Here is a 13,763-nt window from a genome sequence, read left to right as displayed (position 1 = left end):
CTCGCCGCAATTCCCGGCGACATGGCAAGCTATGCGGGAAACAATCGTAGACAAGTAAAGATGTTGCTACCATCCTCATCGTGGTACAATTTGACTGCCGCACTCTCGATCAACGAACCTTACCTCTCACCCCGGCTGCGATCATACTCCCAAATCGCCAGATCGACCTCTTGCACCAGCCACCCCAACTCAGCCGCCAACCGTTTCACCGCGCGCAGGTAGCGTTTGTAATCAGCCACTGAGAACGTTCGCTTCGCTTCACCAAAGATTTGCCGCCAGCCGCGAAAATCAATCACCGCATATGTTTCTGGAAACACCAGCGCCAATATCGCCGAAGCCACCGGTACGCCCACACCGCGTAAGCTGCCCAAGATGCCTAACCACAACTCAACTTCATCATCTTCATCAGGATGCGAGACTGACAACGCAGCGCCGGTCACGATCCGAATCACATCTTCGATGTTTGCTGGCCGGATCCCCGCCTGCCGTCCATACTGACCGTGCAGTTTCCACGAGAGAATGGCGTCAAACTCCGCCGCCGTCAAGTAGAACGGGCAGCGTTCACTGCGCAGACGAGTATATACCTCTTTGAGCCGATCGGTCTCGGTATAGTCAATGCTTGTCGTCCGGTATGGAATGAGCTGTTCGGCAGTTATCATTGCAGCGCCTAAGATAGGATCGCGCACCAGTCTCCTTGCGCGAGAGCGAGAAACGAGTGTCTTTATTGTACCTCGTTGACTAAACATTCGCCTACCCTCTCAGAGGCCAACTACCCCTGCCCAACCTACTCATAGTCTGGCGTAAATTGCCCTCTCCCTATCCCATCCGCGGCGCCTTACGTATGAGCGCAGATGCGGTTGATGGCCTTGCAATACGCCAGTTTGCTCTCATCCCTAGCCCCTTGCTCACGAGCGCGTTCAAGGGTGGACAGAACAGGTGAAGGACCGGACTAGGGGTACGAAGCCCGCTGCGCGGACTGAGACCCTCACCCCAGCCCTTCGCCCACTGACACGGGAGAGGGGAGTCGATCTCTTTAAGGCATCGCACAGCGATCAAATGTTCTGCCCACCCCTTAACCGTCATGCAGGCGGAAATACTCTGCCCTGCCCATGGTGATACCCACAGCGCCAAGCATCACACTCGCAGTCGCACATGAACAAGAGAAACATCCCTGCCTCATTGCGCAATAGATGCCGGCATGTTGCGCCGGTTTGGCAAACTAGCCGGCTGCCCTAGGGACAGGCGCTGAGTGACGCCGTCGAACAGCGCCTGCCGGTATAAGTCTCCGTTCGTTGTCCGGTCATGCGTTCCGAGAGAGGAGGTTCGCTATGCGTCGTCCAGTGGTATGTTCGGCTCCGCTGTCGATCGTGCTCGTCCTCGCCTCGTTCGCCGTACCATCCGCATTGCCCATCGGCGCACCGCGCGCGGCAGCGGCGACATTCAACGAACCGCCGGCGCCGCAGGGGATCGGATTTAGCCAAGTGGTTGCAGGCGCTGGTCACACCTGCGGGTTGGCGGATAACGGTATGGGTCTATTGCTGGGACAGGAATGCCTCCGGCCAACTCGGCGATGGCACCACGGAAGACCGTCTGACACCAATCGCGGTGAGCGGCCTGACCGGCGCAGTTGCGATTGCGGCAGGTTCTGCGCATACCTGTGCAGTCCTCGCTAACGGCTCAGCCCGCTGTTGGGGCAACAACGACAACGGCCAGCTTGGCAACGGTACCACAACCGATCGGCTGACGCCGGTGGCGGTCAGCGGTCTGACCGGCGCAATCGCCATCGCAGCGGGTTTGGAGCATACTTGCGCGCTGCTCAACGACGGTACCGCCCGCTGTTGGGGCGACAACTTCTCCAGCCAACTCGGCGATGGCACTGCCGGTTACAGCCCGACACCGGTACAGGTCGCAGGATCGGGCAGGGGCGAGGCGCCGCAGCCACTGATTTTTTATTCCGATGATCGTAAAGCTGGGGTCTAGCCCATAACCGGCATACCACAACGCCATCACACCGAAGCGGGCGGCTAAGGAATACTCATCCGTGCGAATCCGTGTCCTATTCAATACCTGAGGACACGGATTCACACCGGTGTTACCGGTGTTACGGGTTGGCACGGCTCGGTTGGCACATATCCCCTTCCAAACAACCTGCCCGCAGCCTACGGTTGCGGGCGCAGCGGCTCACCCCGCTCCCATGCTTGCAAGTACGCAAATGGCGGAATCTCGCCGCGCCGCACGGCCCAATCGTCCGGCGTCGTCGGGCGCGAGATGCCAAAATGCAGGTGCGGCGGCGTGCCGCGCGCATTGCCACTGTTACCGGTGTACCCCAACACCTGCCCCGCCTCGACCCGCACCCCCGGTTCGATCCCGTCAGCGACCGCCGATAAATGCGAGCCATAGTAGCGCCAGCCGTCATCACCGATGATTGCAACCGCCAAGCCGCCGCGATGCTCTGGCCGATTGGTGGCCGGATCCCAGCGATCGACCCGGCTGACAAAATCGACTACGCCGCTCGTCGGGGCCACAAATTCGCTCCCAACCGGGCAAAAGATATCGGCAGCCGGATAGTCATGATGGTAGGGGCCATACTCAATCCGTGCGCCGCGCACCGGGAAGACGTAGGTGAGGACGACCGGCGTTGGCGATGGCGGTACCGGCGTCGGCTCAGGCGTGGGTGTCACAGTAGGGGTAGGCAGTGGGCTAGGCCGCGGGGTGCGCGTCGGGGGGAGCGGCGTCGGGCTCACCACCACTGTCGCTGCTACCATCGTTGCCGTCACCGCCGGTGAAGCCTGCTGGCTCACCGGCCCAGCGTTCTCGCCACAACCGGCCAGCATGAGCACGAATGCTGCCACCACCAAGAACCTGACAGCATACATGCTCATCGCACCACTCCTATCACTTCCACCTCGCTAATCGGCGTAAAATCGCGCCCATCGTCCACCGCCGGCGGAACACTCTCCAGAATCACGATCCGGATCGCATCAGTCACAACGTTGTTCACCCGGATCGGCTGCAACATCGCTTGATCATCGAGCAGCGCCTCGATCCGCTCACCGGAGCGAAACTCCAGCCACACCCGGCGCACCCGCCGGTTCTGCCAAAACCGGTTCGTACCATCGACTGGATCAATCTTGGCATAACCCGGCAGAATTAGCACCTCACGCACCTCAACCGGGCCGGCAAACTCGAGCAGCAGCCACTGATTCACGCCATCACCCGCAACCCGCCACGCCGTATCGAACCGGCCATCAACCGCATTATCGGGGACAAACGTCGTCGTATTGCCTTGCGCATCGCGCGAATTCGGCGCATAATCGCTCGCGCTGACCCGCAGCGGCGTTATTTGGGCAACCGTCGCCGGACGGGTATGCGGGTGGGCGACGCCGGTGCAGTGCTACTCGCCGGCAACGTCGGTGTAGCGCTGGTCATAACAGGTCGCGGGGTGCGCGTCGGCAACGCCACTCGCGTCGCCGTCAGCGCCGCCGACGAACTAGCCAAGCCCGGTTGCACGCTCCGGTTCTGGGTCACGACAAACGCAACGCCCCCTATGATCGCAAGCAATGCCACGACCGCCACGGCGCCGATAATGAAGGTTGTCTGGCGTCCCATACACTCCTCCCCCAATCCGCATACCTCACCATGCAGCGGCGGAAGATGAATATAGCAGAATAGCTTCCGTCGCCAGCGCTCGCTAACCTGCTTTGATTGTAGCAACTGGTTGGGTAGCAACTGGTTGGGTAAGGTCAATGATGAATGTGGTAACAGAGGAGCATGGACCGGACGGTCGCGATCAAGCCGGTTCCGGGCAAGTGGTGGAGAGGTGCGGACAGAACGCATGAGCGTAGATACGGTTGAAGGCTTTGAGATGAGCCGGTTTCCCCTCACCCCAGCCCCTCTCCCACTGGCGCGAGAGAGGGGAGCAGAGCTACGCTTTGAGGCATTGCACAACGATCAACCGTTGTCTCGACCAAATGTCTGTCCGCCCTTGAAGCCAATGGTGGAGGAGGATGAGGTATGAGATGCGGCAGTATAACTGCTCATCACGCGGTGCTTACGTGCCGGCCTATCAAGCATTATTACCGCAATAACAGGCAAGAGGTGAGAGAGCGTTACCGTCAATCAAGCACCATCACCTGCCAACGACCTCCATACTTCTGACTGAGCCAGTGGCGCTGAATTTCCCCCACATCACGCGCAGTCACCGACAGAGTGCTTCCTTGCACACACAATCGACCCGACCAACCAGCAGGGTCAGGCGCAAACGCAAGTTCCCGCACTTTGGTAAACACAATCACCGTGTTGGTATACCCTGCCGCATTCCACGCAATGCCAAAACAACCGGCCGGATCGTAACGGCCAGATTGGTTGCCCCAAACAATAAAGTCCCACCACGGAATTTCGTTGCTGAGCTCATTCTCAGCGCCCTCAATAGTTTCCAGCAATGGAATGACGAAGGCGGAAACTGTGTCTGATGCTTGTCGTTGATCGCGCATCTGGTCATTCGGCGCAGAATGCTGGGCCAGAATGATTGACACCACGATTGCTAATACGGCAAGAGCTTGGTCAGTCGTAAATTTCTTCGTCTTGATCAGTTTATAAGCAATATAAAGGACGAGAAAGATGCAGATAGTATACAAGATCATTTGCCATGGCATACATATCTCGCAAGATGACATATCGTAGTTAATAACCAAACGCCTCTAACTGGTTCGTTGTCACTCTAAGGCAAGATAATGTTCAAAGAACATGCAATCAATAAGAACACATTTCTAGTCGTTTTAATTTACATTTATCCCTTCTGGCGAGACAATTGCAATAAATATTCGTCTTTCATAGAAGGTGATCAACCAAGCTGAAGTTATACTTGGCTCATTAAGCAGCTTAAATCTATATTTCACAATGTCTTCTTCACGGTGATCGTATTCCATCTCGGCAAGAAATTGCGCTGGAAACTCGTATCACAAGACATCCACCCAAATCTGCTCATCATACACTGGCATTGGCAATCCATGATGATAGCTCAAGCCACGCACAATCTTACGAATGACCCGAGTGATCCGCGCATCCTGACCCGGATAGACGATGTATCGTTGACCGGATGGCATCACAATTGGCCTCAGTTGAGCGACTTAATCCCGCGCTCTTTTTGCCCCGTCAATCGGTTCAAAACTTCGTGCTACTGTTGTTTGCCTCAATTCGGTCACTGCTACATTTGGTTCACTCACGATCACAAGCATATTAGCGTGAAACATGCTAATAATCATAACACGAACAAGAGACTACCTCATCCACAGTCGCCACACTCTACCCACTCGACAACACACGCATGATTGAGCAAAATGATGTTCACACCCATTCGCCCGCCAAAGCGTTACACCTACCAAACACACCACTATCCACACGATTGAATACGGGCAAGATCGCACCAAAGCGCTCGCCACGCTAGCACCACACCTCGCCGCACTCACTGCGCCACTGCGCTATCGTTGCTTAACAGAGACGTTGTCACTACTAGCGCGCTGGCCTCGCCCTGAGTTGCTCGCTAGCCTGCGCGCGCTACTGCCGCTGATCACAGCAAGCGGAGGCGCCAAAGCAGTGGGAGAAATGTTTCACGCGCTGCGCGATGTGACTCAGTGATGACCATAGTCAAACGGGGGTGATATTGTATCATCCCCGCTCTGTAAGTTTCATTGCTACCAACCTTGTTGGAGCGTAGCGCTATAGCTCACAGATTCATCAACCAGCCTTTAATTCTCTTCAAGCGGACTACGTACTCGATCACAAATCCAGATCGGCTTCCATCCCGGTACAACCAAACTGCGCAGTTGGCAACGAATCAACGCACCCTTCACGATGGATTGCTGCATCAGCAACTGCTTATCCACCAGAAAGGTGAAACTGTAATTATCAGCGCTAGCTAAAGCGCCAGTATGAATCGTTATCTGGACACATTCCGCTTTTGCAAGCGATCCAAGTATTGCGAGACTGAACCAATTATCACTAGTACCTAGGAGCTTAAAAACATTGACACCATCAATTAACTCTCGCACAATCCCAACCACGTCCTCACGAGCGTCGTGTACAGGATCGCGCCGGATGATATCCTTTTTGGGAGCCGGTTGCCAAACTTCCCGCTCATAAGCTTGTTGCACCTGTGTCGTATAAGTACGGTCAATACCCGGTGTCATCATCATCACTGCCATCCCGCGCTCAATGACCTCACGCCCATAGGTTTCGATTAAGGAATGAAGATAACCAAGGCATTGATGTTTCGGCCACGGCGCCCCTAGCTCATCAAAGAAGACTTTGCAACCGCAATCACAGGTGAAATAAAATACTCGTTGACCACAGTATTGGCAAAAGGTTGGCCATGTGCGTGAATTGCAGCGAGGGCCGTGCGAAGTGGTGTAGAAACGCATGTTGTTCTCCGGTAAGAGTGCAAGTGAAGATAGAACATCGCGATCATGTACGCAGCGCCGGAGGACTAGTTTCATCGAACGGTAAATCCTAAGCACTTCGTCAATGAATAGTGTTGCATTCTCGATGAAGCTTTCGTGCGTGTTCTTCCCCCCTTCCAACCTCGCTCGCCGATAGGTAGAATAGCTTCATCATCACAACACACCTAATATCCATAAGATCCCGATGCGCAGATGTGTGCCAATATGCCCTTCATCTCACCCTCTGAATGGATAGAAGCGCTCGTCGCTGCGCGCGCTATCACCGAGGCTCAACAACGCGCTCACGTGCTCAAAAACTGCACTGCCCACCGTTCGCCTCCATACCGAGCACCGCGCTCGCACTACAACGATCACCGCCCTTGCCCCGCAGCTCGCCGCAGCGCACCGCCACAACACTGCTCTCTTCGCCCAAACGCTGCACCGCCTTGCCCGCTATGACCGTCCACCCCTTTTGAAACCCGCTCCGCCAGCTTGATCCGGAGAAGGATAGGGATTGCCAAAAATCTGCGCAAAAACCGCGAATCTTTTTCCGATTTCGCGCGGTTTCTTATATGAATACTCTTTCATCTTGACTAGCAAGGAGCCCTGTGATGCCGCTGCTACCTCGCCTCTTGCGCGTCGCCCCGCCCGCCGTCCCGCCGGCACCACCCAATCCGCCTGACCAAAAGCCAGAGCGCGAGCCATCCAACCCGCCGCCCGCGCCGTTTTGGCATCCCAAGGCTCTCCGGCGCCCGATTAAGGTCAAGAGTGCGTGATACACGTGCAACACCTCCTCCAGCAGTGCCCTGCTTCCGCTGCGCGAGAGCAGGATTAGGGATGAGTGACATCTTTGCAATATCTGCTCCGCTGGCTCGATCTGGCGCAAACGCGCGCCCTTCACGCATCAACCCGCCCCATCCACAAAAGCAGCAGTATCCTGCTCCCGCTAAGCGGGAGCAGGGTTAGGGATGAGGGTCACCTCTGCAACGCTTCCTTCACAGACTCAATCCGGCACGAACGCGCCCCCTTAGCGCACAAGCCATCTCTATTCACACCACGCAGAAGTGCCCTGCTCCTACAGATCAGAAGAAGGAGGAGGGATGAGGGCTACAACCATCGCGCAATCTCAAATTAGTCTTACCCGCCAACCAATTCACACCTGAACGCGCAAGAAGATGTATTCGGATTCAGGGGAGAGGAAACAGATACCCTATCAAACGTATGCTCTCCTCATCGATGCGATCCGAGAAAGGCGATCACGCCTCCAACGTCTGCTACCTAACCAAACCCTAGACACCCATAAGCCTACTCCTATCGCAACTGAACCATCGTAGCGTCGTATCAAACTATAACTACCAAAATAATGAGTAACAACCGTTTAGGAGGGGGTAACAACCTACCAACCGGCCATAAAACACGGGGTATCATACGCGCTCTTACGAAATGCCGATCATCGTAACGAATATTACTTACCTTTTAACCTTTTACATAGCAACAAAATCGTATTATACTATTTCCAAAGCTCAGATACTGCCAAGTCAATCACAACCTAGTCTAAGCTAGTCCAGAGGAGAAAGATTACATAATCCATAAAGCATGTAAAACGAAACAAACACGAGAGAAGGCAGAAGACAATAATATTTTCACCTAAACAGAAAGCAAATAAAACAGCAAATAATATTATGCAAACCTATCTTTGTGGTCTAAAAACCACCGCACACTAGCACTACTTAGAACGTCAACATGTACCACAGCCTCATCCTAACCCGCTGGCCCTTACCGTCTAGCTGCACTCGCGCTAACAGCTTAAGGCAAAAAACATCGCCGCCGATCGCTGATGATCGACGGCGGCGATTGCATTTTACTCTGAGATATGGTGAGCCGGGTGGGGATCGAACCCACGACCCTCTGATTAAAAGTCAGGTGCTCTACCGCTGAGCTACCGGCCCGCCGTTGGTAGTATAGCCGAGTCTGCGATTGGCGTCAACTGAGTAGCCTCAGTCTGCGTATGCTGCACAAAGGCCATGAAGAGGCATTTGTGGTATCGACAGAGTGCTTATGGAGCTGGCCGGTTATACAGTGCGGCAGTTAAACTGGCGCACTCCATGGAGAAGCAGCTTCGTTGTTGTCATTACGAGGGTTCGCCACCCAGTTGTCATTGCGAGGGGGCGTAAGCCCCCGCAGCAATCCCCCGCTGCGGCGGCACCCATGCCTGAGTGCATGACTCCCGCTCTTGGGGGAGATTGCTTCGCCGCCTCCGACGGCGGGCAAGGACAAGAGGGGAGCGGGGCTTGCATCGCCCCCGCCGGCGGCCGGCAAGGACACGGACGAACAGCGAAGCATGCGACAGTTGCCCTACCGCACTCCATGCGAGAACACCTTGCAGCGCGGGCCACCAGCCCGCAGCCTTAATTCTCCACCCGGTGAAATACTTCAGCCAGCGCTAAGCCGAATGCTTGCCCTCGTTCGACAGCCCATTGCCGAACCATTGCAGCTAGCTCAGTTTGATCAGTCCCCAATTGGGAAACATGGCAACGCAACGCAGCCAGCTTTTGCTCGATCGTGGCGCTGATGTCGATCGCATAGTTCAACACCGGCGCGCCGGTGATGTAGAGTTCGCGCACTTTGCTCGGCGGATAACCCTCATCCAGCAGTTCGGGAAAGTCCCAGCCGTTTTGTGCCGCCGGATAGACAGCGGCAATGGTCGCGTTCGCCGCCGCGAGGTGGTCGGGGTGGAAGCGGGGGATCGAGTATTGCGGCGTCCACACCCGATCGGGCGATTGGCATACGACGCGCTGGGCGCGGATGCGGCGGATCTGGCGCACAATATCGCGCCGCAGTTCGATGCTCGGTTGCAGCATGCCGTCGGGGTAATCTAGGAAGACCACCTCCTTCAGGCCGAGGATCTCTGCGGCAGCGCGCTGCTCGGCTTTGCGAATCTCGCTGATCCGGCGGCGCGCGTCGGGGCCGACATCGGTGGCATCATCGGGGCCGCCGGCGCTGCCGTCGGTGCAGATGACGAGGGTGATTTCCCAGCCTTCGGCGGCCCACGCTGCGAGGGTGCCGCCGCAGCCAAATTCAGCATCGTCGGGGTGGGCGACCACGACTAAGACGGTACGAGGTTCAGATGGTGTGTTGTGCATGGTTGCTCCTTGAACTGTTAGGTGCTGGTAGGTAGCATACCATGACTTTCGGTTGAGTCGGTGTGCTGCGTCGCCCCTCACACGGCTTTCGCAAGCGATGACCTCTCTCCTTACGAACCGGATGCAAGGGCGGACAGCAAGGAACCCGGCCCATAAAGGGCCGGGTTCCCATTACGAAGTCCGTTACACGGGCTACTGGCCTTCACCCCTCGGCCTCGGCGAGCGAGGGGAAGCCGCTTGCTAGCGGGCACGGCAGTGCTAGCGCAGGACACAGCAGCACCTCGCTCTCTGCGAGGGAAGGGGAATGGTCGCGTACCGCTGAGGACGCAGCGGACGCGGAGGATGATCGCCATCCCCAAAACTGCTGCGATCTTCGTGTTCTTTGCGCCTTTGCGTTTAGAACCTCTGCGTCTTTGCTCGCTTTGCGCCGCGCTATTATTCACTTGCCCGCCGCACCTCGGCTGCTGCATCACGCACACTCTCAAGCGAGGCGCTCTTCGGGGCCGGCGCCGGTGAATTGAGCGTCTTCTCAAACACCTTGCCGAAATCGGTCAGCCACTGGCTGAACCGCTCCATCGATTGCCATGGGTTCAAGAGCCGGCCTAGCCCGATCTTGGTCACCGCGTTGAGCATGTTAAATGGGTAGCCAATGACTTGATCAATGTTTTGCTGGTTGACGTTGGCAAGGAGTACGCCGACATTTGACACCACATTCGTGCCGGGAGGCGGGTTGATCACGGCAAAGGTTTGCCGGCGCAACTCTTCGGCAGCCGTTAACACCTCAACTAGCCCTTTGCCGCGAATGGCTGTTTGGCAACCAAGCCGCCATCCCTCTGCCAACCGCTGCTCAGGAACCCAGTTCTTCTCGAGCTCGGTCGGCGGGCTGAGCGATTCACTACCGGCCAGTACTCTGACTTTGCACGTTTGGCAAAAACCAGTACCGTCACAGACAAAACCGATATGGGCGCCGTTGCGCCGGGCAATATCGAGAATCCGTTCACCGGGCCGAGCTTCCATCTCGACATCGTTAATCGTGACCGTGGTCATAGCCATACTCCTTTGCTGGCAAGGGTCTGTGAGTTCATTGTACCGCGATTCTGGGGCAAATAGTGGTATGATACCAATACAACGTTGATACCTGACAACCAAACTTGGAAGATCTTGAGTATGTAGGCTGTGTTACCGGTTTATTATCAGACGCCTGTACCCATATCTACCGATCCGCTCGCTGACCTGATCTGGCTCAATACTGCCGATATGCTGCGGGGGTTTGGCATTACCCGCCCGCCATGGCTGCGCGGGATCGCGACGGTGCTGGCCCACCCGCCGGCCCAGCGCTTTGCCCGCCAGTTGCGGACGTTCGATGAGCTAGTTGGCAGAGCAGGGTTGCCGGCAGGCGCGCAATGGATCTGTGCGCGCTTTGCGCCCGGTATGCGGATCGATGGCCCGTCGCCGCCGTGCCATGGGCCGTTATTGATTGTTGCCAACCATCCCGGTTTGCTCGATGCGGCAGCGTTGATTGCGGCAATAGGTCGCACCGATCTGAAGATTATCGCGATCGCGCGCCCACTGATCCGGGCGCTGCCACATACTGCCGCAACAATCATTCCGGTCGGTACGACGCCGCTCAGCCGGATGGCAGCCTTGCGCAGCGCGGTGCGCCATCTGCAACGAGGCGGCGCGGTGTTGACCTTTCCCGCCGGACGGATTGAACCCGATCCGGCGCGTGATCCGGCGGCGATCACCGGCTTGGCCAAGTGGTCGGCCAGTCTCGATCTGTTTGGCCGGCTGGCCACCAGCATGCCAGTGGTGACGGCCATCGTCAGCGATGTACAAGCGCCAGCGGCGTTGCGCCATCCGCTGACCCGCCTGCGCCGCGATCCGGCTGAACGGCAGTGGCTGGCGGCAATTGTGCAGGTGTTGTGGCCGCATCTTGCCACCGAGCCGGTGCGGGTGCAGTTTAGCCCGCCATTGGTTGCCGATAACCATCTGCGTCCGGCAGTATTGGCGATGGCACGCCAATTGATGCAGCGCACCGGATGAACTGGTCAGAATGGCAATCAACCGTTTAGTCGATACTCTTTCAGATGCAGCTTCCGTTTGCGCTGGAGAATGCTTCAGGTGCGTGACTCCTACGCAATAACACCGGGGTACACAATTCAAGGAGACTCTCTATTGAATCGCCATCGTATCATCGTCGCCGGTTCGGTATTGGTTGATATGCTGGGCTATGGCCTCATCATGCCGTTGTTGCCCTTTATGGCGCGAGCATGGTCTGATGATGCGCTAGTCGTTGGCATGCTCGGCTCACTGTACGCGGTGATGCAGTTGCTGGTTGCGCCAATGTTGGGCGCTGTCTCTGACCGGATCGGACGCCGGCCAGTGATCCTGCTCTGTCTGTTCGGTTCGGCATTGGCCTATCTAGGCTTGGCGTTAGCTGATTCCCTGTGGTTCTTGGCCGCAGCCATCGCCCTCGGCGGTGCGGCGGGATCGAGTATGCCGGTGGCGCAGGCCTATATTGCCGACGTGACAACGCCAGCCGAACGCGCGCGCGGGTTAGGCTTGCTTGGCGCAGCGTTTGGGATCGGCTTGATCGGCGGGGCGGCCATAGGTGGCGCCCTGAGCCAGTATGGGCTGGCCGTTCCGCCGTTGCTGGCCGGCGCCATTGCGCTGCTCAATGCGCTCTACGCCACCGTTGCCTTGCCTGAGTCGTTACCGGTTGAGCGCCCCCGTCCGCAACCGCTGCGACCGCACAATCTGCTCGCACCGGCCCTGAGCGCATTGCATATGCCGGCGGTTCGCCCATTACTGATCGCGGTGGCACTGCTCAATGTCGCGTTTGCCGGGTTGCAAAGCAATATTGCCTTGTTTACACTGACCCGGTTTGGCTGGGGGCCTGAACAAAATGCCGTGCTGTTTGTCTTCGTCGGTCTGTGCGCGGCGTGTACCCAAGGGGTGTTGCTCGGTCGCCTCCAACCGCATCTTGGTGAAGCGCGCTTAGCCAGTGGCGGATTAGGGCTGATGGCTACCGCCTTTGCGCTCGTCGGATTAGCGTCACAGTCTGGTTGGCTGCTGTTCGCACCGGCAGCAATGCTCGCGATCGGGATGGGGTTGGCAGTGCCGGCGATCACCAGCCTCGTCTCGCTGCGCGCTGGCACTGGCCGGCAAGGGGCTGTGCTTGGCGGGATGCAGGCCCTGATTAGTTTTGCGCTGTTAATCGGCCCCATCAGCTTTGGCCTAATCTTCGATTCGTTCGACCCTAATACGCCGTATCTCGTGAGTGGCGCGCTCCTTGCCGGCGCTTGGGCCATCACGACTCTTGCCTTAGCCCGGCCAAACTTGGCCGGCGTTTCCCGTTCTTTTCGCCCTTCTGAAGACCCCGAGGCTCAGGTATGACGATGCTTCCTTCTTCTGCGACTATCACCCGCGCGGCGATGGCTGATTTACCGACCAAGTTTGGCCAGTTTCAGATTGTGGTCTACCTCGACACCGAGCAGAAAGAGCAGGTGGCGCTGACGTGCGGCGCGCTGACAGGGCCAGAGCCGGTGCTGGCACGACTCCACTCCGAATGCTTGACCGGCGATATCTTCGGTTCGCACCGATGCGATTGCGGTGAGCAACTCGCCACAGCGCTCAGTGCGATCCAACAAGCCGGGCGTGGGGTGTTGCTCTACCTGCGCCAAGAGGGGCGCGGCATCGGGTTGGTCAACAAAATCCGCGCCTATGCGCTCCAGCAACAGGGCCTTGATACGGTTGACGCCAATCGCGCCTTGGGCTTGCCCGACGATATGCGTGATTACGGCATCGCTGCCGCAATCTTGCGCGATCTAGGCATCGAATCGGTGCGATTGCTGACCAACAACCCCGCCAAGATTGCGAGCCTCGAACAGTATGGCATCACGGTGCGCGAGCGCGTGCCCCTGCAAGCGCCGGCCAATGCATACAGCGCACCATATTTGCTAACGAAGCAGTTGCGGATGGGGCACTTGTTGGATGGGCGGATGTTGTAAGAGTGACGTATAGCCACGTGATACCCATGCATGCACCTCTTCGGCCAAGGCGAAGAGGTGCATGGTTTGTTGAAGCGGATTGCACTCATTGGCCCTGAAATGTGATATCGGATCGTTACCGTCACCAATGTCGCTTGCCGGGATCGCAACCGTCAGTTGCGTACTCGACCCGA

At 57.2% G+C, this 13,763-nt stretch carries 14 protein-coding genes and 1 tRNA gene; 6 read left to right on the top strand and 9 right to left on the bottom strand.

Translation table 11 applies throughout. The annotated features are described in order from the left end of the window. Nucleotides 1-119: 119 nt before the first annotated feature. Nucleotides 120-686, bottom strand: coding sequence for a hypothetical protein (locus U9R61_RS14980; protein WP_322489612.1), 567 nt, complete (start codon nt 684-686; stop codon nt 120-122). Between the two features lie 642 nt (nt 687-1,328). Here U9R61_RS14980 and U9R61_RS14975 point away from each other — a divergent pair. Together U9R61_RS14975 and U9R61_RS19965 are read left to right on the top strand one after the other, a co-directional pair. After that, nucleotides 1,329-1,673 carry a hypothetical protein gene (locus U9R61_RS14975; RefSeq protein ID WP_416208861.1) on the top strand — a complete coding sequence of 115 codons (345 nt, stop codon included), beginning with the start codon at nt 1,329-1,331 and terminating at the stop codon, nt 1,671-1,673. Continuing rightward, nucleotides 1,591-1,980 carry an RCC1 domain-containing protein gene (locus tag U9R61_RS19965; RefSeq protein ID WP_416208860.1) on the top strand — a complete coding sequence of 130 codons (390 nt, stop codon included), beginning with the start codon at nt 1,591-1,593 and terminating at the stop codon, nt 1,978-1,980. The genes U9R61_RS14975 and U9R61_RS19965 overlap by 83 nt, the downstream gene beginning before the upstream one ends. A gap of 179 nt (nt 1,981-2,159) precedes the next feature. Here U9R61_RS19965 and U9R61_RS14965 read toward each other — a convergent pair whose 3' ends face one another. The 5 genes from U9R61_RS14965 to U9R61_RS14945 form a co-directional block, all read right to left on the bottom strand. Continuing rightward, complete coding sequence (locus U9R61_RS14965; protein WP_322489611.1) at nt 2,160-2,882, bottom strand: M23 family metallopeptidase; 723 nt, start codon at nt 2,880-2,882, stop codon at nt 2,160-2,162. Continuing rightward, entirely contained in the window at nt 2,879-3,334 is a 456-nt protein-coding gene (locus tag U9R61_RS14960; protein WP_416208859.1) for a discoidin domain-containing protein, read from the bottom strand. Before U9R61_RS14960 ends, U9R61_RS14965 begins: the two co-directional genes overlap by 4 nt. A 5-nt stretch (nt 3,335-3,339) precedes the next feature. Further along, a complete protein-coding gene (locus tag U9R61_RS14955) occupies nt 3,340-3,609 on the bottom strand; it encodes a hypothetical protein (protein ID WP_322489609.1) in 270 nt (89 codons plus the stop codon). Between the two features lie 506 nt (nt 3,610-4,115). Next, nucleotides 4,116-4,655: a hypothetical protein gene (locus U9R61_RS14950; protein WP_322489608.1), complete on the bottom strand. Its 540-nt coding sequence runs from the start codon at nt 4,653-4,655 to the stop codon at nt 4,116-4,118. A gap of 1,092 nt (nt 4,656-5,747) precedes the next feature. Then, nucleotides 5,748-6,419: a hypothetical protein gene (locus U9R61_RS14945; RefSeq protein WP_322489607.1), complete on the bottom strand. Its 672-nt coding sequence runs from the start codon at nt 6,417-6,419 to the stop codon at nt 5,748-5,750. Between the two features lie 629 nt (nt 6,420-7,048). Here U9R61_RS14945 and U9R61_RS14940 point away from each other — a divergent pair. Continuing rightward, nucleotides 7,049-7,213 (top strand): hypothetical protein, encoded by a 165-nt coding sequence (locus tag U9R61_RS14940; RefSeq protein ID WP_322489606.1) that lies wholly within the window; start codon nt 7,049-7,051, stop codon nt 7,211-7,213. A 1,098-nt stretch (nt 7,214-8,311) separates the two neighbouring features. Here U9R61_RS14940 and U9R61_RS14935 read toward each other — a convergent pair. The 3 genes from U9R61_RS14935 to U9R61_RS14925 all read right to left on the bottom strand — a co-directional run bounded on the left by U9R61_RS14935 (nt 8,312) and on the right by U9R61_RS14925 (nt 10,627). Next, nucleotides 8,312-8,386 (bottom strand) — tRNA-Lys (locus U9R61_RS14935). 459 nt (nt 8,387-8,845) lie between these two features. Further along, complete coding sequence (locus tag U9R61_RS14930) at nt 8,846-9,580, bottom strand: PIG-L deacetylase family protein (protein WP_322489605.1); 735 nt, start codon at nt 9,578-9,580, stop codon at nt 8,846-8,848. A 435-nt stretch (nt 9,581-10,015) separates the two neighbouring features. Next, nucleotides 10,016-10,627 carry a 2Fe-2S iron-sulfur cluster-binding protein gene (locus U9R61_RS14925; RefSeq protein ID WP_322489604.1) on the bottom strand — a complete coding sequence of 204 codons (612 nt, stop codon included), beginning with the start codon at nt 10,625-10,627 and terminating at the stop codon, nt 10,016-10,018. A 129-nt stretch (nt 10,628-10,756) separates the two neighbouring features. On the opposite strand from U9R61_RS14925, the gene U9R61_RS14920 reads away from it, so the two are divergent. From U9R61_RS14920 to ribA, 3 genes are all read left to right on the top strand, one after another. Further along, the gene (locus U9R61_RS14920) at nt 10,757-11,623 is read left to right on the top strand and encodes a GNAT family N-acetyltransferase (RefSeq protein WP_322489603.1); all 867 of its coding nucleotides are present in this window, start codon (nt 10,757-10,759) and stop codon (nt 11,621-11,623) included. Between the two features lie 132 nt (nt 11,624-11,755). Further along, nucleotides 11,756-12,976 (top strand): MFS transporter, encoded by a 1,221-nt coding sequence (locus U9R61_RS14915; RefSeq protein ID WP_322489602.1) that lies wholly within the window; start codon nt 11,756-11,758, stop codon nt 12,974-12,976. Continuing rightward, nucleotides 12,973-13,590, top strand: a complete 618-nt coding sequence (gene ribA, locus U9R61_RS14910) for a GTP cyclohydrolase II (RefSeq protein ID WP_322489601.1) — start codon at nt 12,973-12,975, stop codon at nt 13,588-13,590. Before U9R61_RS14915 ends, ribA begins: the two co-directional genes overlap by 4 nt. Nucleotides 13,591-13,763 lie beyond the last annotated feature (173 nt).

The sequence above is a fragment of the Chloroflexus sp. genome, assembly GCF_034431535.1.
In the GTDB taxonomy this organism is placed as follows: Bacteria; Chloroflexota; Chloroflexia; order Chloroflexales; family Chloroflexaceae; genus Chloroflexus.
This window is presented reverse-complemented; position numbering and strand designations above follow the sequence as displayed.

Bases quoted from the DNA above. Each gene is read 5' to 3' on its own strand.
- U9R61_RS14975 (WP_416208861.1), top strand. From the start codon at position 1,329: ATGCGTCGTCCAGTGGTATGTTCGGCTCCGCTGTCGATCGTGCTCGTC.
- U9R61_RS14965 (WP_322489611.1), bottom strand. From the start codon at position 2,882: ATGAGCATGTATGCTGTCAGGTTCTTGGTGGTGGCAGCATTCGTGCTC.
- U9R61_RS14955 (WP_322489609.1), bottom strand. From the start codon at position 3,609: ATGGGACGCCAGACAACCTTCATTATCGGCGCCGTGGCGGTCGTGGCA.
- U9R61_RS14950 (WP_322489608.1), bottom strand. From the start codon at position 4,655: ATGCCATGGCAAATGATCTTGTATACTATCTGCATCTTTCTCGTCCTT.
- U9R61_RS14945 (WP_322489607.1), bottom strand. From the start codon at position 6,419: ATGCGTTTCTACACCACTTCGCACGGCCCTCGCTGCAATTCACGCACA.
- U9R61_RS14940 (WP_322489606.1), top strand. From the start codon at position 7,049: ATGCCGCTGCTACCTCGCCTCTTGCGCGTCGCCCCGCCCGCCGTCCCG.
- U9R61_RS14930 (WP_322489605.1), bottom strand. From the start codon at position 9,580: ATGCACAACACACCATCTGAACCTCGTACCGTCTTAGTCGTGGTCGCC.
- U9R61_RS14925 (WP_322489604.1), bottom strand. From the start codon at position 10,627: ATGACCACGGTCACGATTAACGATGTCGAGATGGAAGCTCGGCCCGGT.
- ribA (WP_322489601.1), top strand. From the start codon at position 12,973: ATGACGATGCTTCCTTCTTCTGCGACTATCACCCGCGCGGCGATGGCT.